Source organism: Rhizobium sp. LARHSG275, from assembly GCF_052871115.1.
In genome coordinates this window covers 1-18,244 of the sequence record NZ_JBIXJN010000029.1, presented here as the reverse complement: position 1 = coordinate 18,244, position 18,244 = coordinate 1, and the positions used below count along the sequence as shown (strand labels likewise).

18 protein-coding genes are annotated in these 18,244 nt (G+C 61.7%); 7 read left to right on the top strand and 11 right to left on the bottom strand.

Going from position 1 to position 18,244, the window contains the following annotated elements; all coding sequences use genetic code 11:
• Nucleotides 1-19: 19 nt before the first annotated feature.
• The 3 genes from ACIPSK_RS29365 to ACIPSK_RS29355 all read left to right on the top strand — a co-directional run bounded on the left by ACIPSK_RS29365 (nucleotide 20) and on the right by ACIPSK_RS29355 (nucleotide 4,025).
• Entirely contained in the window at nucleotides 20-502 is a 483-nt protein-coding gene (locus ACIPSK_RS29365) for an SRPBCC domain-containing protein (RefSeq protein WP_017968130.1), read from the top strand.
• 135 nt (nucleotides 503-637) lie between these two features.
• Nucleotides 638-1,669, top strand: coding sequence for a phosphogluconate dehydrogenase (NAD(+)-dependent, decarboxylating) (gene gnd / locus ACIPSK_RS29360; RefSeq protein ID WP_162119441.1), 1,032 nt, complete (start codon nucleotides 638-640; stop codon nucleotides 1,667-1,669).
• 247 nt (nucleotides 1,670-1,916) lie between these two features.
• A complete protein-coding gene (locus ACIPSK_RS29355) occupies nucleotides 1,917-4,025 on the top strand; it encodes a mechanosensitive ion channel family protein (protein ID WP_162119442.1) in 2,109 nt (702 codons plus the stop codon).
• Between the two features lie 6 nt (nucleotides 4,026-4,031).
• On the opposite strand, the gene ACIPSK_RS29350 is transcribed toward ACIPSK_RS29355, so the two are convergent.
• Nucleotides 4,032-4,409: a DoxX family protein gene (locus ACIPSK_RS29350; RefSeq protein ID WP_017968127.1), complete on the bottom strand. Its 378-nt coding sequence runs from the start codon at nucleotides 4,407-4,409 to the stop codon at nucleotides 4,032-4,034.
• Nucleotides 4,410-4,646: 237 nt separating this feature from the next.
• On the opposite strand from ACIPSK_RS29350, the gene mprF reads away from it, so the two are divergent.
• Entirely contained in the window at nucleotides 4,647-7,250 is a 2,604-nt protein-coding gene (gene mprF, locus ACIPSK_RS29345) for a bifunctional lysylphosphatidylglycerol flippase/synthetase MprF (RefSeq protein WP_162119443.1), read from the top strand.
• Nucleotides 7,247-8,629 carry a virulence factor family protein gene (locus ACIPSK_RS29340; RefSeq protein ID WP_162119444.1) on the top strand — a complete coding sequence of 461 codons (1,383 nt, stop codon included), beginning with the start codon at nucleotides 7,247-7,249 and terminating at the stop codon, nucleotides 8,627-8,629. The genes mprF and ACIPSK_RS29340 overlap by 4 nt, the downstream gene beginning before the upstream one ends.
• Nucleotides 8,630-8,718: 89 nt before the next feature.
• On the opposite strand, the gene ACIPSK_RS29335 is transcribed toward ACIPSK_RS29340, so the two are convergent.
• From ACIPSK_RS29335 to ruvC, 10 genes are all read right to left on the bottom strand, one after another.
• On the bottom strand, nucleotides 8,719-9,282 hold the full coding sequence (locus ACIPSK_RS29335) for a DinB family protein (RefSeq protein ID WP_162119445.1): 564 nt from the start codon (nucleotides 9,280-9,282) through the stop codon (nucleotides 8,719-8,721).
• A 91-nt stretch (nucleotides 9,283-9,373) separates the two neighbouring features.
• Nucleotides 9,374-9,886: an NUDIX hydrolase gene (locus ACIPSK_RS29330; RefSeq protein ID WP_017968123.1), complete on the bottom strand. Its 513-nt coding sequence runs from the start codon at nucleotides 9,884-9,886 to the stop codon at nucleotides 9,374-9,376.
• Between the two features lie 7 nt (nucleotides 9,887-9,893).
• Complete coding sequence (locus ACIPSK_RS29325) at nucleotides 9,894-10,796, bottom strand: metallophosphoesterase (RefSeq protein WP_162119446.1); 903 nt, start codon at nucleotides 10,794-10,796, stop codon at nucleotides 9,894-9,896.
• Nucleotides 10,797-11,837 carry a Holliday junction branch migration DNA helicase RuvB gene (gene ruvB, locus ACIPSK_RS29320; protein WP_017968121.1) on the bottom strand — a complete coding sequence of 347 codons (1,041 nt, stop codon included), beginning with the start codon at nucleotides 11,835-11,837 and terminating at the stop codon, nucleotides 10,797-10,799.
• Complete coding sequence (locus ACIPSK_RS29315) at nucleotides 11,834-12,232, bottom strand: PIN domain-containing protein (protein ID WP_017968120.1); 399 nt, start codon at nucleotides 12,230-12,232, stop codon at nucleotides 11,834-11,836. Before ACIPSK_RS29315 ends, ruvB begins: the two co-directional genes overlap by 4 nt.
• A complete protein-coding gene (locus ACIPSK_RS29310) occupies nucleotides 12,229-12,489 on the bottom strand; it encodes an AbrB/MazE/SpoVT family DNA-binding domain-containing protein (protein ID WP_017968119.1) in 261 nt (86 codons plus the stop codon). Before ACIPSK_RS29310 ends, ACIPSK_RS29315 begins: the two co-directional genes overlap by 4 nt.
• Before the next feature lie 54 nt (nucleotides 12,490-12,543).
• Nucleotides 12,544-13,158 (bottom strand): Holliday junction branch migration protein RuvA, encoded by a 615-nt coding sequence (ruvA, locus tag ACIPSK_RS29305; RefSeq protein WP_017968118.1) that lies wholly within the window; start codon nucleotides 13,156-13,158, stop codon nucleotides 12,544-12,546.
• Nucleotides 13,159-13,171: 13 nt separating this feature from the next.
• Nucleotides 13,172-13,585: a type II toxin-antitoxin system VapC family toxin gene (locus ACIPSK_RS29300; protein ID WP_017968117.1), complete on the bottom strand. Its 414-nt coding sequence runs from the start codon at nucleotides 13,583-13,585 to the stop codon at nucleotides 13,172-13,174.
• Complete coding sequence (locus ACIPSK_RS29295) at nucleotides 13,585-13,836, bottom strand: AbrB/MazE/SpoVT family DNA-binding domain-containing protein (protein ID WP_017961997.1); 252 nt, start codon at nucleotides 13,834-13,836, stop codon at nucleotides 13,585-13,587. The genes ACIPSK_RS29300 and ACIPSK_RS29295 overlap by 1 nt, the downstream gene beginning before the upstream one ends.
• 57 nt (nucleotides 13,837-13,893) lie before the next feature.
• The gene (gene ruvC, locus ACIPSK_RS29290) at nucleotides 13,894-14,403 is read right to left on the bottom strand and encodes a crossover junction endodeoxyribonuclease RuvC (protein ID WP_003542749.1); all 510 of its coding nucleotides are present in this window, start codon (nucleotides 14,401-14,403) and stop codon (nucleotides 13,894-13,896) included.
• A gap of 243 nt (nucleotides 14,404-14,646) precedes the next feature.
• Here ruvC and ACIPSK_RS29285 point away from each other — a divergent pair, with 243 nt between their 5' ends.
• Nucleotides 14,647-16,962 carry a methyl-accepting chemotaxis protein gene (locus tag ACIPSK_RS29285; RefSeq protein ID WP_162119447.1) on the top strand — a complete coding sequence of 772 codons (2,316 nt, stop codon included), beginning with the start codon at nucleotides 14,647-14,649 and terminating at the stop codon, nucleotides 16,960-16,962.
• A gap of 124 nt (nucleotides 16,963-17,086) precedes the next feature.
• A complete protein-coding gene (locus ACIPSK_RS29280; protein ID WP_162119448.1) occupies nucleotides 17,087-18,088 on the top strand; it encodes an LLM class flavin-dependent oxidoreductase in 1,002 nt (333 codons plus the stop codon).
• Nucleotides 18,089-18,244 lie beyond the last annotated feature (156 nt).

Here is an 18,244-nt window from a genome sequence, read left to right as displayed (position 1 = left end):
GGAGAAGAGGAGAAGTATCATGTCTCTCGGAATCCGCGTTTCCGGCCGCATCGGCCGTCCCGTTGCAGAGGTGTTCGATGCCGTCGTCAATCCGAAGAAGCTCAGCAGCTATTTCACCACGATCGGTGGGGCGAGCGCGCCGCTCGTGAAGGGCACGACGGTGACCTGGTGGAAGGATGCGCCAGTCGAGGTCGTCGAACTCGTGCCGGAAAGCCGCATCGTGCTGCGCTGGGATGGCGGCACTGGCGAGGACGAGGCAAGATACAAGACGATGGTAGAGATGAACTTCAAGCCGCTGGAGGATGGCGGCACGCTGGTGACGATCGCCGAGACCGGCTGGCGCGAAGACGATGCCGGCCGGCGCGGCACCTATCTCAATTGTGAAGGCTGGACGCAGATGCTCTGCTGCATGAAGGCTTTCGTTGAATACGGCATCAATCTGCGCGAGGGCATGTTCCTCAGCGAAATGAAGGGTGAGCCGGCCAGCGCGCCGGACATTTGACGATACGTCGATCTCAGCGAGGTCGGCGGTGCAATCGTCGCATTCGCCGATATCACCGAGACTTTGCTTGCCTGTCACACTGCGGGTGCTAATTTCCGGATTCGATACTTCATTTCGGTTTCCAGGAGATTCATTATGCAGCTTGGCATGGTCGGTTTGGGCCGCATGGGCAATTATATGGTCCAGCGCTTGATGCGGGGCGGTCACGAATGCGTCGTTTACGACGCCAGGCCGGAAAGTGTTGCCGAGCTCGCCAGCCTCGGCGCGATCGGCAGTGCTTCGCTCCAGGAATTCGTCTCGAAGCTCACCCATCCGCGCGCGATCTGGCTGATGCTGCCGGCGGCGATCGTCGACAAGGTGCTGGCGAGCCTGATGCCGCTGCTCGAGAATGGCGATATCGTCATCGACGGCGGCAACTCCTACTACCACGACGACATCCGCCGCGGCGCCGAACTCATCACCAAGGGCATCCACTATGTCGACGTCGGCACCAGCGGCGGCGTCTTCGGCCTCGAGCGCGGCTATTGCCTGATGATCGGCGGCGAGAAGGGTATCGTCGAACACCTTTCTCCGATCTTCGCAACGCTGGCGCCCGGTGTCGGCAAGACGGAAGCCTCGGCGAACCGGAGCGCCGAAGCGGCTGCTGCCAGCACCGCGGAGCAGGGTTACCTGCATTGCGGCCCGCATGGCGCCGGTCATTTCGTCAAGATGGTGCATAACGGCATCGAATACGGCCTGATGGCAGCCTATGCCGAAGGTATCAATATTCTGAAACATGCCAATATCGGCGCCGCCTCGCACGAGGCCGATGCGGAGACAGCGCCGCTCGCTCATCCGGAACATTTCCAATATGATTTCAACCTGCAGGATGTCGCCGAAGTCTGGCGCCGCGGCAGCGTGATCACCTCCTGGCTGCTCGATCTCACGGCCGACGCGCTGCATGCCGATCCCGCACTTTCGAAATATGCCGGCCGCGTCTCGGACAGCGGCGAAGGCCGCTGGACGATCATGGCGGCAATCGACGAAAGCGTGCCGACGCCGGTGCTGAGCGCTGCGCTTTACGGCCGCTTCTCCTCGCGCGATAACGACGAATTCGCCAACAAGGTACTGTCGGCGATGCGCGCGGGCTTCGGTGGCCACGTGGAAAAACCGGTCGCGAAATCCTGAAATAATTAAAGGCGCTGTAGAGCGCCCGCCGTCATAGCCGACGTTGCCGGTCCCTAAATTTAGGCCCTGAATTCAGGGACTGAATTTGGGCTCTGAATTTGAGATCGACAGTCCCTCTGCTCCACCGCCTGCCTTCCCGATGATCTTCGCCTCCACCCTCCTTGCTGACAGCACCGGTCGAGGCTATCGATGCTGTCGAAAGACGTTGGCCTTGCATCGGCGGTCGGCGGCCCATCGGAGGACGGCAATGAAGCGTGGCGTGGCAGGGATCTCCAGGGTCGTCCTATTCTGCATAGTGGCGCTGTCCGCGCTTTTTTCGGCAGTCCCGCCGGGTGCTGCGCAGACCCCACCTGCGGGTCCTGTTACGGCAGGTCCGCCGGCCGAGGTGCGTCAGATGATGGAACTGATGCAGACGCCTCAGGTCAAGCAATGGATGTCGACGCAGATGGCGGCGGCGCCCGCGAGCGATTCCGCGGCCGGCGACCAGATGTCGGTCTTGTCAGGTCTGCTCCAGCATGCCCGCCGGCACGTCTCGATGGTCTCCGATGCGGCGATGATGCTGCCCTCACAGGTCGGCAATGCTTCCTCGCTGTTCTTCGGTGAAATCGCGGCAGCCGGCTGGCCGCGCATGGCGGCGCAGTTTCTGGCGATTTTCCTGCTCGGCACCATCGTCGAGCGCATTGCCCGCTATGCCTTTCGCCGCCGCCGCCAGGGGGCGCAGATGGCGGGCATGCATCTTGCCCCGCGCGTCATCCCGGCGCTGATCTTTGCCGTGGCGACGGCGCTTGCTCTTCTCAGCGTCAGCTGGCCGCCGGTCAGCCAGAGCATCGCGATCGTTTGCGTTGTCGCGCTCGTGGTCCAGCGCTTCACGATTTGCCTCGGAGGCGTCCTGGTCGATCTCATCGGGTTGGCGCGGATGGAGGAGGAACGGCAGGGTGTCACCGCTGCGATCATGCCAGCGCGCGCGGTTGCATTCTTCTGGTATCGACGCTGTGCGACTTTGGTCATCTATTTCATTTTTGGCTGGGCGGTGATCCAGTCGATGGAGCCGCTCGGCTATTCCTCGAGCGTGCGGCTCCTCGTCGGCTATATCCTGGGCATCGGCCTGCTGCTGATCGCGATCGCGGCGGTCTGGTCGCGGCCGCACAAGGACGAGAGGCGCGGTCACGGGACCTCCTGGGCGCTTACCGTCTATTTCCTGGTGCTCTGGAGCCTCTGGGTCGCAGGCTTCAACTGGCTGCTTTGGCTCGGCGTCTATGTGCTGCTGCTGCCGCGCGTGCTCGCCGTCTCGACGATTGCGGTAAAATCGCTGCAGCAGACCGAAGCGAGCTTCCTTGCCACGCGCCGCATTGCAGCCGTGCTGCTTGACCGGGGTGTGCGGGCGCTGATCATCGCCGTCGCCGCCGTCTGGCTTGGGCATATGCTCGGCGTCGGTGCCGATACGATGGCCGCCGGCGAAACGATGATCGACAAGATCGCGCGCGGCGTGATCGGCGGCATCGTCATCCTGCTTGCCGCCGATCTGCTCTGGCATGTCATCAAGGCCTATATCGACGGCAAGCTGCTCGATTCATCCGTGGATGGCGGAGCAACGGATGAAGAGAAGGCCAAACGCGCGAGGATACAGACGCTGTTGCCGATCTTCCGCAATATTCTCGCCGTCGTGATCGCCGTCATTGCTGCTCTGATGGTGCTCTCCGGCCTCGGTATCGAGATCGGGCCGCTGATCGCCGGCGCGGGTGTCGTCGGCGTCGCGGTCGGTTTCGGCGCTCAGACGATCGTCAAGGACGTCATCAGCGGCATGTTCTATCTCTGGGACGATGCTTTCCGCATTGGCGAATATATCGAAAGCGGCAGCCATAAGGGCGTGGTCGAGGCCTTCAGCCTGCGCTCGGTGAAGCTCAGGCATCATCGCGGTCCGCTGACGACGGTGCCGTTCGGTGAACTCGGCGCAGTGAAGAACCTCAATCGCGACTGGACGATCGACAAGATCAGCCTCAACGTCAAATACGACACAGATCTCGTCAAGGCGAAGAAGGTGATCAAGCAGATCGGCCAGACGCTGCTCGAAAATCCGGAATTCGGTCCCCATATCATCGAGACGCTGAAGATGAAGGGTGTCGAGCAGTTCGGCGAATTCGCCATCGAAATCCGGCTGTCGATGATGACGAAGCCAGGCGAGCAATTCGTCATCCGCCGCAATGCGCTGGCGATGATCCGCAATGCCTTCCAGGAAAATGGTATCGAATTTGCCGTGCCGACGGTGCAGGTGGCGGGCGACCGCGACGCGGAGGTGGATGCTGCCGTCGCGCGCTACGCCGCGCATGCGCGGGCGGGGGGCGAGCCGGCGGCCTGAACCTCCTCACATCGCGCCGGCGGCTGCGATCAGCAGGCCGCCAATGATCGCCATGTTGGTTTTCCAGGTATTGATCGCGCTGTCGCGCGCCGTTCCCTGCATGTCCCAGAAATTCAGCAGCATGACGGTGGCCGCCAGCGTGAAGACGATGAGACCGAATGCCGCTGCGGTGACGAAAAGGCCGAGCATCAGCAGGATACCTGCGACGATCTGGAACAGACTGCCCAAGACCAGCACTCCTTTCGCAAAAGGAATGCCGCGGGCTTCGATCGCGTCGGTCAGCGGCACGATAATGAAAAAATGATGAATGCCGCCAGCGACATAGAGGCCGCCCAGCAGCAGACGTCCGAGGGTAAGCATTACAAAGGCCGAACCATCCTGCATATCGAACCGTTCTCCCGCCTCTCACATCTCCGTCGAGGGCAAGGCTCTGCTGAAGCTTACGAAAATGCAATGTGCGGAGACCCCCGCCTGCGCAAATTCGCCCCAATTGAGGATGATTGAGGCGCAGGCGGCGGGGCTGGGGTAGCGGCGGCATGGCTTCATAGAGCTTATATGCCTCTCATGTTACATCATCTAAAATGATTCCCGCCAAGCTGGCAGTTGCAGCAGGGTACGAGAATGTCGGGGCACGGCAATTTGGAAGAGATGGAAGAAGCGGACGGTTTTTCTTTTGGCGGGCTTTTCAGGCGTTACAGAACGCCTTTGCTGGCAGCCGCGTCACTGGTGGCTTTCTGCCTCGTCGGTTACGCGATCGTGCAGCTCACCAACGAGGTGCGCTATGACGACGTCGTCGGTGCGCTGGCGGCGACCAGGCCGAGCGCGATCCTGCTTGCTCTGTTCTTTACGGCGCTCAGTTTCATCTCGCTGATCTTCTACGATCTCAACGCCATCGAGTACATCGGCAAGAAGCTGCCCTTTCCGCATGTGGCGCTGACAGCGTTCAGCGCCTATGCCGTCGGCAACACCGCCGGTTTCGGCGCGCTTTCGGGCGGCGCGATCCGCTACCGTGCCTATACGCGCCTCGGGCTCTCGCCGGAGGATATCGGCCGCATCATCGCCTTCGTCACCCTGTCCTTCGGATTGGGGCTTGCGGGCGTCGCGGCAATCGCCCTCATCGTCATCGCCGACGAGATCGGCCCGCTCGTTAGCGTCAGCCCATTCCTTCTGCGGATAATCGCCGGTTCGATCGTCGCCATTCTGGCCGCGGTGATGATCATCGGCCGCGAGGGGCGTGTGCTCGATCTCGGGCCTGTGGCAATCCGCCTGCCGGATTCGCGCACCTGGTCGCGCCAGTTCCTCGTCACCGCCTTCGATATCGCCGCCTCGGCGTCCGTACTCTACGTGCTGCTGCCGCAGACGGCGATCGGCTGGCCGGTCTTCCTCGCCGTCTATGCGATCGCCGTTGGTCTCGGCGTGCTCAGCCATGTGCCGGCCGGGCTCGGCGTGTTCGAGACCGTGATCATCGCCTCGCTCGGCAGTGCTGTGAACATCGATGCCGTGCTCGGATCGCTGGTGCTCTACCGCCTGATCTATCATGTGCTGCCGCTGCTGATCGCGGTGCTCGCGGTCTCGGCGGCGGAGCTGCGTCGTTTCGTCGACCATCCGGCCGCCTCCAGCATGCGGCGCATCGGCGGACGGCTGATGCCGCAGCTGCTGTCGGCTCTCGCGCTGCTGCTCGGCGTCATGCTGGTATTTTCGAGCGTCACGCCGACGCCTGACCAAAATCTCGAATTCCTCTCCAACTATCTGCCGCTGCCGATGGTCGAAGGCGCGCATTTCCTCTCCAGCCTGCTGGGGCTGGCACTCGTCGTCGCCGCGCGCGGCCTCGGCCAGCGGCTCGACGGCGCCTGGTGGGTGGCCGTGTTCTCGGCGCTTGCCGCGTTGACTTTGTCGCTGCTGAAGGCGATCGCGCTCGTCGAAGCCGCTTTTCTCGCCTTCCTCATCTTCGGGCTTTTCGTCAGCCGCCGGCTCTTTAGCCGACAGGCCTCGCTGCTCAATCAGGCGCTGACGGCGTCCTGGCTGATGGCGATCGCCGTCATCGTCGTCGGCGCCGTCGTCATCCTGCTCTTCGTCTATCGCGACGTCGAATACAGCAACCAGCTCTGGTGGCAGTTCGAGTTCACCGCCGAAGCGCCGCGGGGCTTGCGCGCCGTGCTCGGCATTACCATCATCTCGTCGGCGATCGCCGTCTTCAGCCTGCTTCGACCGGCGACCTTCCGGCCGGAACCGGCGACGGACGAGGCGCTGGCGCGCGCCGTCGAGATTGTCATGAAGCAGGGCAATGCCGACGCCAATCTGGTGCGGATGGGCGACAAGAGCATCATGTTCTCGGAAAAGGGCGACGCCTTCATCATGTATGGTCGGCAGGGCCGCTCCTGGATCGCGCTGTTCGATCCGGTCGGCAACCATCGCGCCGTGCAGGAACTCGTCTGGCGATTCGTCGAAGCGGCGCGTGCCGCCGGCTGCCGTGCCGTGTTCTACCAAATCTCGCCGGCGCTGCTGTCCCATTGCGCCGATGCCGGCCTTCGCGCCTTCAAGCTCGGCGAACTAGCGGTGGCCGATCTCCGGACTTTCGAGATGAAGGGCGGCAAATGGGCGAACCTTCGCCAGACCGCAAGCCGCGCCCAGCGCGACGGGCTGGAATTCGCCGTGGTCCAACCAGAGGACGTGCCTGATATCATCGACGATCTCGCCGCCGTCTCCACGGCTTGGCTGGAAGACCACAATGCCAAGGAAAAGAGCTTCTCGCTGGGCTCCTTCGATCCCGATTACGTCTCCTCGCAGCCCGTCGGCATTCTGAAGAAGGACGGCAAGATCGTCGCCTTCGCCAACATCCTCATCACCGAATCCAAAGAGGAGGGCACGATCGATCTCATGCGCTTCTCGCCGGCCGCGCCGAAGGGATCGATGGATTTTCTTTTCGTGCAGATCATGGAATATCTGCGCGGCGAGGGTTTTGCCCATTTCAATCTCGGCATGGCGCCTCTTTCCGGCATGTCGAAACGCGAGGCTGCGCCCGTCTGGGACCGCATCGGCAGCACCGTCTTCGAACACGGCGAGCGCTTCTATAACTTCAAAGGCCTTCGGGCATTCAAATCCAAGTTTCATCCGCACTGGCAACCGCGCTATCTTGCGGTCTCCGGAGGGGGCAATCCGATGATCGCGTTGATGGACGCGACATTGCTGATTGGGGGCGGATTGAAAGGGGTAGTGAGAAAATGATCAGGACAATCCTTCTTGCCACGGCATGCGCCTGCATGCTCGCGGCCGCACCGGCTGATGCCGCCGAGGAGACCACGCAGACCTTCGAAACCGGGCTTATCCCGTCGCCGCACATCTTCCTGCCGGAAGGGGAGGTGAAGGGCACGGTGATGCTGATCTCGGATGCCGCCGGCTGGGGCGACTATGAGAAGGCCGAAGCCGACAGGTTGGTCGCCGAAGGCGCCGTCGTCATCGGCATCGATTTTCCATCCTATATCCAGGCGCTCAGCCGGTACGACGTCAGCCTCAACGATGGCTGCGTCTACATGGTCTCGGACATCGAATCGCTGAGCCAGCAGGTGCAGCGCGCGACCGGCAACAACGCCTATCACCTGCCGATCGTCGCCGGCATCGGCGAGGGCGGGGCCTTAGCGCTGGCGATCGCCGCGCAAACGCCGGATGCGACGATCGGCCAGACACTTGCCGTTAATCCGGTCGCCGGCATTCCGCTTGCCAAGGAGCTTTGCACGCCGGCGTCCAAGCAGGTGGTTGGCGAACGCACGGTCTATGGCCTCAGCGACGGGATCTTGCCGGACCCGATCATTACTGTCTTCACGTCTGATGCCAACAAGGATGGCCGGGCGCACGCCGAGGCGCTGAAGAAGGCCCATGCCGCGATCGAGATCCGCGATTCCGCCGACGATGCGCAGACGGCGTTTGCCGATACGCTCGACGATCTCGTCACCGCCTCCGGCGCCTTCGGCAACCCGCTCGGCCTGCCGCTGGCGGTGCTCGAGGCAACGCCGGCCTTCGATACGATGGCTGTGATCTATTCCGGCGACGGCGGCTGGCGCGACATCGACAAGGAGGTCGGTGGCACGCTGCAGAAGGAAGGCATTCCGGTCGTCGGCGTCGATTCGCTCCACTATTTCTGGTCGGAGCGCAAGCCGGAGGAGACCGCCGCCGATCTTTCGAAGATCATCGATTTCTACCGCAAGCAATGGAAGGTGAAGCATGTGCTGCTCGTCGGTTATTCCTTCGGTGCCGATGTCGTACCCGCCACCTACCAGCTCCTCAAGCCAGCCGAAAAGTCGACGGTGGCGCAATTGTCGCTGCTGTCGCTTTCGCACCAAGTCGACTACGTCATCTCCGTTCTCGGCTGGCTCGGCCAGAAGACGGAAGGGGCGGGAGGCGATCCCGTCGGCGATCTGAAGAACATCGATCCGAAGCTCGTGCAATGCATCTACGGCAAGGACGACGATGACGATGTCGCCTGCCCGGCGCTGAAGGACAGCGGCGCCGAGGTCATCGAGCTGCCCGGCGACCATCATTTTGACGAGAATTACGACCTTCTCACCGAGACGATCATCGACGGGCTGAAGAGACGGCTGCAGGATTAGAGCATGATGCCGAAAACCGTGCAGCGGTTTCGGACCACGACAGGCATCAGATAAAGACTTAAAGCGTGCCACGCGTCCTGCACGACGCGCTAACGCATCAGCGTTTCTTCGCTCCAGCCGAGCGCTGCGAGTTCGCTGCCGCGGAACCTGGCATCGTCGGCAACGATGAATTCATCGAGTTGCGGCGGAGCGACGCTGGTGCCGGAGAGCATCGCATGCACCTGTCCGCGATGATGGGTCTGATGTTGGAAGAGGTGGCCGAGCACGTCGTCCATCCGCTCTTCTTGAATGCGGTCGCCGCGATGGAGGCCGATGGTCGAGGTGAGCCTCTCCGGCGTCAGGGCCTCGCAAAGTGTCACCAGGCGCTGATCGACCTTCGCCTGGGCTTCTGCCAGCGAGAAGACGTCATCGAATGGTTCGTCGACCTCAAAGGCCTTGAGCCCGAGCGTGCCGCCTTCCAGGCCGTCGACATAGAACCAGTCGACCGTGATGATATGGTTCAAGGTTTCCTTGATCGAGGGAAAGAAGCTTGTGCGTGGCGCTTCGAATTCGCCAGGCTTCAATGTCGCGCAGGTCCGAAGCAGCCGGCGGTTGGCAAGGGCGTTGTTATAGGCAAGTTTGCGGAATGGCCTGACAGGATCGAAGGTCGGCATCGGCGCATCTCCTCCTTAAGCGCTTTTGGCTACAGCTCCGGGCGCCTTTTGAGGCGCGCAAAGGGCGCTGTAACGCCTTGAATTGCTTGCGTCAGTCTTTGCCGTCGAGATCGCCGTCCCGCCAGACGAGATGACGTGGCGAAACGGGAAGGGTTTCGATTTCATCGGCGATGAAATAGGGCGGGATGTCGAGTGCGATCAGGGCATGGCGCGTTGCCGGCACCCATTTGAATTCGAGATGGTTGTCGTCGTCCTCGACCCGATGGATGATCTGGCCCGGCCGGAAGGGGAATTCCGGCGGGATGTCCATCAGATAATAGAAGCCGAGTTCGTGCCAATCGCGCTGTTCGTAGTGGAAGAAATTCTCGACGATCCACAGCAGGCGACGGACGGTCACCTCAACGCCCAGTTCCTCCACCATCTCGCGCTTCAGTGTCTCTTCCGAGGTTTCGCCGATCTCCGCCCGACCGCCCGGAAAAGTCCAGAAGGGCTCGTGTACGGCGCGATGAACGAGCACATGGCCATCGCGAAAACCGAGGCCGGCGATGCGATAGTTGAAACGCCGACCGCCTGCATTCAGGCGGATGTGAATGCGCTTGGTCATGCCATTCTTATCCAAGATCGATCACGACAATTTCCGGCGGCACGCCGAAGCGCACCGGTGCAATGGAGCAGCCAAGGCCGCCGGAAACGATGATATTACGCTCCTCTTCAACGATATGGCCATAGGCGTAGCGATTGCCGTAGCGCGAGGGCACGATCGGCGAACGGCCGAGGAAACGGATCTGTCCGCCATGGGTGTGGCCCGATAGCGTCAGCGAGACGCGCTCGGGCACGCGCGGAAAGATATCGGGCTCATGAGCGAGCAGGATGACGGGCGCATCGTCCGTAATCTGCGCCATCGTTCCCTCGAGATCGTCGAGGCCGAGCATCTGCGTGCGGCCCCACTTCCGGCCCGGCAGCAGCGCCAGCTGATCTTCGAGGCCTGCGAGCCAAAAGCGGCGGCCATCCTTTTCGAGCCGAACGGCGCGGTTGCCATAGACCGGGATGCCGACGTCCGCGAGAGCCCGGTGTCCGAATGTTTCCATCCCGCCGTTCTTCTGGGCGGTCCTGTCCTCCCACCAATCGTGGTTGCCCATAATCGCGTGGACGCCGAGAGGGGCCTGCAAGGTGGCGAGCGCCTTCGACCATTGGCTCGAATGCACGTATTGCGTCACCATGTTCATGCCGGCGGCGTAATCGCCAAGCAGGACGGTGACGTCGCCTTCGAGTTCATTCGCCCTGTGGCAGATCGCGGCAATGCGGCTTGCCGACATCCAGGGTTCGCAGGCATGGAGATCGGCGAGCGCAACGACGCGCAGCTTGAGCCCGGGCGTCCATCCGGGCGGCGTCAGCTGATAGCGGGTGATGGCGAGCCGCGCGAGCGGTTCATAGGCGAAGGCGTAACCACCGAGCGACATGACGCCTGCGATACCGCCGCCCAGCACCTTGAAAAATCCGCGGCGGGTGATCACTCAGTTGTCCTCCTGGAACAGCCGAAACTGCGCAGCCTCCATATCCTTGGGCGGTTGCATTCCCAGATGTTTCCACGCGATTGCGGTCAGAACACGGCCGCGTGGCGTGCGCTGAATAAAACCCTGTTGGATCATATAGGGCTCGATGATGTCCTCGATCGCGTCGCGCGGCTCGGAAAGGCCGGCGGCGATGGTTTCGATGCCGACCGGGCCACCGCCGAAATTGACCGCGATCATGTTGAGGTAACGTTTGTCGAGTTGGTCGAAGCCGACATTGTCGACCAGCAGGCGGGTCAGCGCTTCGTCGGCGATCTCGCGGGTGACGGCTTCCGCCCTTGCCACCTCGGCAAAGTCGCGCACGCGCCGCAGCAGCCGGCCGGCGATGCGCGGGGTGCCGCGGGCGCGTCTTGCAATCTCGCGGGCGCCCTCCTCGGTGATCGGCAGGTTCATCAGCCGCGCGCCACGGCGCACGATCAGCTCCAGCTCCTCGACGGTGTAGAAGCTCAGGCGCACCGGAATGCCAAAGCGGTCGCGCAGCGGCGTCGTCAACAGGCCAAGGCGGGTGGTGGCCGCCACCAGCGTGAATTTCGACAGGTCGATTTTCACCGAGCGAGCGGCAGGGCCTTCCCCGATGATCAGGTCGAGCTGGAAATCTTCCATGGCCGGATAGAGGATTTCCTCGACGGCGGGGTTGAGGCGATGGATTTCGTCGATGAAGAGCACATCACGCTCCTCGAGATTGGTGAGCAGGGCAGCGAGATCGCCGGCCTTGGCGATAACAGGGCCGGAGGTCGAGCGAAAGTTGACGCCGAGTTCTTTGGCCATGATCTGCGCCAGCGTCGTCTTGCCGAGGCCGGGCGGCCCGACGAAGAGCACATGGTCCAGCGCTTCGCCGCGGTTTTTCGCCGCCTCGATGAAGACCTTGAGATTGGCGCGCGCCTCCGCCTGGCCGGTGAACTCGTCCAGCGATTGCGGGCGCAACGTGATATCAAGGTCTTCGCCCCGCTTTTCCGGCGATATCAGGCGGGCGGATTCGCTCATGTCAAAAGTTCCATTCCAGGTATGGTTTTTGCGGCTTGGGCATCGAATGTCCTGGTTGTCACGCAACCCGCATCACGATTACGAAGGGCAATGAAGACATCTGCGAATTCTGCATTCGTCCGCACCATGATTGCGAGCGTCTCCTCGACTACTCTTTCATCTTCAAGGATCAGGTCGGCCGAGTCCAACAAGTCCGAAATCGCCTCCATGATCTGTTCTCTCTTCAGCTTGATCCGTTGTCTCAAGAACCACGCGCATTCCATCAGCGTGATGCAACTGATATAGCCGGGTGCCGTATCGGACAGGCTCGCGAAGAGCGTTGTGACCTTCTCCGTCTGGACGACATCGTCCTTCAGGAGGAAGCGCAGCATAATATTGGTGTCGAGGCCAATCATCTTGCACTGGTTACGTGATCGGCGATGGCTTCCCCAATCGCCTCGTCCATTTGCGTCAAAGTGATCGTCGGTCGGTTCGGATCGTGAAACTTGCCTGCCAGGTCGATGGCGCGTTTGTTCTTGGCTTTCATGATGATTTCGCCATCGCGGTTGATGTAGCGGATCCTGTCGCCGGACTTCAGATTCAGCAATTCACGAACTTCAGCCGGAATTGTTGTCTGGCCCTTCGATGTCATCGTACCGTAGTAGATATTCATGCGGATCTCCTTACCATTCGAGTTTAGTAAGGAATTGCGATATATTCAAGGAGATCAACGCGCCAACTCCTTCAATCCCAGCCTGATCAGCTTGGCGCTGTCGGCGCCGTCGCCTGCAGTCTTCATTGCTGCAGCAATCGCATTCGCCGCCTGGTCTCTGCTGTAGCCGAGGTTGGTCAGTGCTGAAACCGCGTCGGCGACAGGCGCGGCCGCGACCCCTTCGCCGAGTTCCTGCTTGAGGGCGATATTGATCGCTTCGCCGGCAAAGGCCGGCGCCCGGTTCTTGAGCTCGGTGACGAGGCGCATCGCCACCTTCGGACCAACGCCCGGCGCACGCGAGACGGCGGCGCGGTCCTGCAGGGCGATTGCATTGGCAAGTTCGCCTGGCGTCAGCGTCGAGAGCACGGCGAGCGCCACCTTGGCGCCGACGCCCTGGACGCTCTGGAGCAGGTTGAACCATTCCCGCTCCAGCGCCGTCATGAAACCGAAGAGCTTCAACTGGTCCTCGCGCACATAGGTCTCGATGAAGAGCACGCAGGCCTCGCCGGCCGAGCCGAGCTTGGACAGGGTGCGGGCCGAGCAATGGGCGACGTAGCAAACGCCGTGCACGTCGACGAGCACATAGTCTTCGCCGATCTCGTCTATGGTGCCTTTCAGCTTGCCGATCATGGGTCGCGGTCTCTCAAGGATGCGTTTCGGGGGTTATAAGGTCAACGGAGGGGAAATAGGAGCGGTATCCGCTGGGATCGCGGGTCAAAATTCTGTAGCCCCTTATTGCCGCATGCGCGCCGATGAAGAAATCGGGCAAGATCCGTTCGCGCCCACCGCCGGCGCGACGGTAAAGCCGGAAGGCCGCAGCAGCGGCGAATGCAGCCGGCCAAGGCAGATTCTCGCGGCGGAATTCATCCTGCGGCAGCAGTCGATCGACTTCGTCCACGTCGTCGTACCGAACGGAAAATTCGGAATAGATGATCGGGTTTATCAGGACAGGACCGTCTTTGAAGACGTCAAGCATCCTTCGACGCGACCAACCGTGCCAGTCCGAACCGACCACGGCCAGATCGACAAGTATGTTCGTGTCGACAAGTGTGGCCATCAGCGATCACGGGTCATCGACATAAGGTCTTCGGCATCGATCTCCTGATCGCCAGTGCCCTCGAGACGACGGATCGTCTGTATGAAACGATCCAGGCGACCCCGATCCTCGATCTCCTGCTTGCCGTTCTTTGGCGAGAGAACGAGCTTGCCGCCCTCTATCGAGAAAATGACCTCGCTATTGGCCTCGATGCCGACAAGTTCCCTGAGATCACGAGGAATGGTGACCTGCCCTTTGGACGTAACTCGCATCTTGTTGCTCCTTCACAGTAAGAATTATCCTTACCAATGGAACAAGTCAAGAACAAGCTATCCGGCCAATGCCTGCCGCATTCGGTTGCTGCCGCGATTATGCGCGTGACAGATGGCGATCGCCAGGGCGTCGGCGGCGTCGTTGCCCTTGAATTCGACCTTCGGCATCAGGATCTTCAACATCATGTGGATCTGCTGCTTTTCGCCATGGCCGACGCCGATGACGGCCTTCTTCACGGCGTTCGGGGCATATTCGGAGACCGGCAGCCCGGCGCGCGCCGGTACCAGCATGGCAATGCCGCGGGCCTGACCAAGCTTCAGGGTCGCCACCGCATCCTTGTTGACGAAGGTCTGTTCGACGGCGGCCTCGTCCGGCTTGTAACTGTGGACGATCTCCGCCAGGCCGTCGTGCAATTGGCAAAGGCGGGAGGCAAGGTCCATGTCGCCATCGGAGGTCACGGTTCCGGACGCCACAAACCGCAGGGAATTGCCTGATGTCTCGATGATTCCCCAGCCGGTGCGGCGAAGCCCGGGATCGATGCCGACGATGCGAATCGTATTTTGCATGGTTCAACCTATAGCGATTGCGAAATAACTGCCATCGATGTGTGAACAAAACAAAAACATTCCCGGATTTCGGCCCTGCCATTTACCGCGAATTAAAACAGATGCCTGAATTCTAGTCATTGAATACGAGAGGGGCCCTTTTCGCGAAGATTTAAGCCCCCGATGTTCTGTTTATAGGTCAGTTGATCAGGCATGCGCAGCGTGCCCGCGCTGGCAGGCGCGTTCAGAAGGGGTTCGTCGTACATGGCTCGGAGATTTCAATCCTTGTCCTTCAAGGTCATCGTCACATTCATTCTGCTGACCGTGCTGTCGATCGCGGTCATCGATGTGCTTGCCTATTTCGCCAGCAGCCGCATTTCTGACGAGCAGGCGCTGAAGGCCAAGGAAAGCGTGCTGATCTTTCGCGGCGACATGCTGCAGGACCAGCTGACGCAGCTTGAAAACCAGGCCAACTCCATCGCGCGCATCGAGGCGCTGCAGATGTCGATCACCAATCTGAAGAGCGGCTGGAAGACCATCGAGAAGACCGCGGGCGATGCCCGGGCCGAGCTGAAGAAGGTTTTCATAGCAGGCAACCCCAATCCCGCCGACCAGCGCGAGAAGCTGATCAAGCCGGAGGGGCCAAGCGGCTTTTACTATTCGAGCCACGAAAAGACGCAGGGCGAAGTCGCCCGCGACCTCGAGGATACCGCCTTCAGCGATCTGCTGATCGTCGATCTCGAGGGTACGGTGCTCTATTCCTATAAGAAGCAAGACGATTTCGCCGAAAATCTGAAGTCGGACGCCTGGAAGGCGACCGGCGCCGGCATTGCTTTCGCCAAGGCGATCGAGAATACCGCCAAGGCGACCGATGACGCCGCGCCGACCGGCTTTTCCGGTCTTCGCGTCGATGCCGGCAACGGCAAGTCGGCGATCTTCTATGCCGTGCCGATCGTCAAGCTTGGGGCGGCCAAGGGCATCATCCTCTTCAAGGTGCGGGATGAGATCGTCACCGGCATCCTCGCCAAGGGCATCGTCCAGGGCAGCACGGCGCGGGCGGCGATCGTCTCCGGCGATGGATCCGCCGTCAGTCTCGACGGTAGCGGCAAGCTTGCGACGCTTGACGCGACACCCTTCACCTTCATCAAGAGCGCGCTTGCCAGTTCGGCGATGACAGTTGCCGATTTCAGCCGAGCGGATGGTGCGGCCCGCGCCTATGTTCGCGGTATCGACTATCGCGGCGATCGCTTCCTCGTGGTCGAAAGCGTGCTTTTGAGCGAGCTCAATGCCGGCTCGATGGAGATCGCCACCCTGCTGACGATGATCGGCATCGGCGTACTCGTCGTCATGGCGATCGCGACCGGGCTCGTCACCAATTTGCTGTTTTCACCGCTTGCGCGGCTTGCCGGCGTCACCCGCGATGTCGCCGACGGCAAGCTCGACAGCGAGATCGGCAGCCTGAACCGCAAGGACGAGATCGGCACGATGGCCAACGCGCTCGACCGCTTCCGCCACTCGCTGATCGAAAGCCGCGAGCTCGAAGCCGCCAGCGAAGAGACACGCCTGCAGGCGGAGCAAGACCGCCAGCAGAATCTGGCCGAGCGCGACGCCGAGGCGAAGACGCTGCAGCAGGTGGTCGAGGCGATTGACGAGGGCCTGCATCATCTGGCGAACGGCGATCTCGCCTATCAGATCGATACCCGCTTCCCGAACGAGCTCGAAAGCCTGCGCGTCAATTTCAACGAGGCGCTGGCGACGCTCAGCGAAACCATGACGGCAATCGGCGGTAATTCGATGGCGGTGCGCGCCGGCTCAGAGGAGATGCGCACCGGCGCCGACGAACTTGCCGGGCGCACCGAGCGCCAGGCCGGCTCGATCACCGAGACGGCGAATGCGATCAGTGCCATCACCCAGTCGGTCCGCCGGCAGATCGAGCGAGCCGAACAGGCCGAGCGCATCGCCCGCGACGCCAAGAAGGAGACGACCGGCTCAGGCCAGATCATGCGCGAGACGATCGCGGCGATGGAGGCAATCCAGGCCTCGTCGCGCCAGATCAACACGATCATCTCCGTCATCGACGACATTGCCTTCCAGACCAACCTCCTGGCGCTCAATGCCGGTGTCGAGGCAGCGCGCGCCGGTGAATCCGGCAAGGGCTTCGCGGTCGTCGCCATGGAGGTGCGCGAGCTCGCCCAGCGCTCGTCGAGTGCCGCCAAGGAGATCTCCAGCCTGCTGCAGAAATCGACGCATGAGGTCGAAAGCGGCGTTGCGCTTGTGGAAAAAGCGGGCGTTGCGTTGACGGGCATCGGCGCCCATGTCGAGGCGATCAACGGGCAGATCAACGAGATCATGGGTGCGACCCGCGAGGAAGCCAATACGCTGCGCGAGATCAATAGCGCCGTCGCCGAACTCGACGCGATGACGCAGCAGAACGCCTCGATGGTCGAGGAGACGACGGCGGCGATCCACCGGCTGGCGACGGAAGCCCTGGAAATGGACCGCCAGCTCGGCAATTTCACGCTGCCGCCCGGCCACCATCAACCGAGCGCCGAGGTGCACGTGCTGCGCCGTCACCGGTAACTCAGCGCTTTCAACATTGCACAGGGGCCGCGCTTCGCGCGGCCTTTTTGTTGCGCTCAAGGTTTGGAATGGTGTGGGCGCGAACCTACATAGACGGCATCGTCCAACTGCCCGGCAGGTTTCCATGGTTCCCTTCTCCATACTCGATCTTTCCCCCGTTGCCGAAGGCAGCACCGTGCGCCAGTCCCTCGAGGGCTCGGCGCGGATGGCTCTGAAGGCGGAGGAGTTCGGTTACAAGCGTTTCTGGCTTGCCGAACATCACGGCATGCCGGGGATCGCCAGTGCCGCCACATCAGTCGTCATCGGCCATGTCGGGGCTGCGACAAAGCGCATCCGCATCGGCTCCGGCGGCATCATGCTGCCCAATCATTCGCCGCTCGTCATCGCCGAGCAGTTCGGCACGCTGGAGGCGCTCTTCCCCGGCCGCATCGATCTCGGCCTCGGGCGTGCACCGGGAACGGACATGCGCACGGCACAAGCGCTGCGGCGCAACCTCGAGGCCGGTGCAAACAGTTTCCCCAACGACGTGGTGGAACTGCAGCAACTCCTCGATACGCCGGTCGAGAACCAGGCGATCCTCGCGGTTCCCGGCAATGGCTCTCATATCCCGATCTGGCTGCTCGGCTCCAGTCTCTACAGCGCCCAGCTCGCCGGCATGCTGGGGCTTCCCTATGCCTTCGCCTCGCATTTCGCGCCCGACATGCTGCTCGATGCGATTGCGATCTATCGTGACCGCTTCCAGCCCTCGGCGACGCTCGACAAGCCCCATGTGATGGTCGGCGTGATGGGTGCGGTGGCGGCGACGGACGAGGAGGCACGCTATCATTTCACCTCCGCCCAGCAGCAATTCGTCAATCTGCGCCGCAACGTCCGCGGCCCGTTCCCGCGTCCGGTGGCCGATATGGGGGACTTCTGGTCGCCGATGGAAAAGATGAATGTCGAACACACGCTGCGTTATGCCGTGGTGGGCTCGCAGAAGACGGCGGAGGCGAAACTGACGGAGTTCCTACAGGAAACGCAGGCCGACGAGGTGATCATCTCGATGCCGATCCACGACATCGAGGCGCGGCTGACATCGGTGGAACTATTCGCCGGGCTGGGAAATTTCATGCGAGCCGCCGCGTAGAACAGGATGATTTTAGGCCGGTCGGCCTAAGAGCCTGACCGAAAAAGAGTTGAGTGAAATCAGCCAGTTGTGATTCTGTTTGTTTGCTTAGGACGAACGGAGACCACAATGGGCTGGACTGATTTCACCCGTCGGCAATATGCCCGACGCGCAATG

Bases quoted from the DNA above. Each gene is read 5' to 3' on its own strand.
- ACIPSK_RS29365 (WP_017968130.1), top strand. From the start codon at position 20: ATGTCTCTCGGAATCCGCGTTTCCGGCCGCATCGGCCGTCCCGTTGCA.
- gnd (WP_162119441.1), top strand. From the start codon at position 638: ATGCAGCTTGGCATGGTCGGTTTGGGCCGCATGGGCAATTATATGGTC.
- ACIPSK_RS29355 (WP_162119442.1), top strand. From the start codon at position 1,917: ATGAAGCGTGGCGTGGCAGGGATCTCCAGGGTCGTCCTATTCTGCATA.
- ACIPSK_RS29350 (WP_017968127.1), bottom strand. From the start codon at position 4,409: ATGCAGGATGGTTCGGCCTTTGTAATGCTTACCCTCGGACGTCTGCTG.
- mprF (WP_162119443.1), top strand. From the start codon at position 4,647: ATGTCGGGGCACGGCAATTTGGAAGAGATGGAAGAAGCGGACGGTTTT.
- ACIPSK_RS29340 (WP_162119444.1), top strand. From the start codon at position 7,247: ATGATCAGGACAATCCTTCTTGCCACGGCATGCGCCTGCATGCTCGCG.
- ACIPSK_RS29335 (WP_162119445.1), bottom strand. From the start codon at position 9,282: ATGCCGACCTTCGATCCTGTCAGGCCATTCCGCAAACTTGCCTATAAC.
- ACIPSK_RS29330 (WP_017968123.1), bottom strand. From the start codon at position 9,886: ATGACCAAGCGCATTCACATCCGCCTGAATGCAGGCGGTCGGCGTTTC.
- ruvB (WP_017968121.1), bottom strand. From the start codon at position 11,837: ATGAGCGAATCCGCCCGCCTGATATCGCCGGAAAAGCGGGGCGAAGAC.
- ACIPSK_RS29315 (WP_017968120.1), bottom strand. From the start codon at position 12,232: ATGATTGGCCTCGACACCAATATTATGCTGCGCTTCCTCCTGAAGGAC.
- ACIPSK_RS29310 (WP_017968119.1), bottom strand. From the start codon at position 12,489: ATGAATATCTACTACGGTACGATGACATCGAAGGGCCAGACAACAATT.
- ruvA (WP_017968118.1), bottom strand. From the start codon at position 13,158: ATGATCGGCAAGCTGAAAGGCACCATAGACGAGATCGGCGAAGACTAT.
- ACIPSK_RS29300 (WP_017968117.1), bottom strand. From the start codon at position 13,585: ATGGCCACACTTGTCGACACGAACATACTTGTCGATCTGGCCGTGGTC.
- ACIPSK_RS29295 (WP_017961997.1), bottom strand. From the start codon at position 13,836: ATGCGAGTTACGTCCAAAGGGCAGGTCACCATTCCTCGTGATCTCAGG.
- ruvC (WP_003542749.1), bottom strand. From the start codon at position 14,403: ATGCAAAATACGATTCGCATCGTCGGCATCGATCCCGGGCTTCGCCGC.
- ACIPSK_RS29285 (WP_162119447.1), top strand. From the start codon at position 14,647: ATGGCTCGGAGATTTCAATCCTTGTCCTTCAAGGTCATCGTCACATTC.
- ACIPSK_RS29280 (WP_162119448.1), top strand. From the start codon at position 17,087: ATGGTTCCCTTCTCCATACTCGATCTTTCCCCCGTTGCCGAAGGCAGC.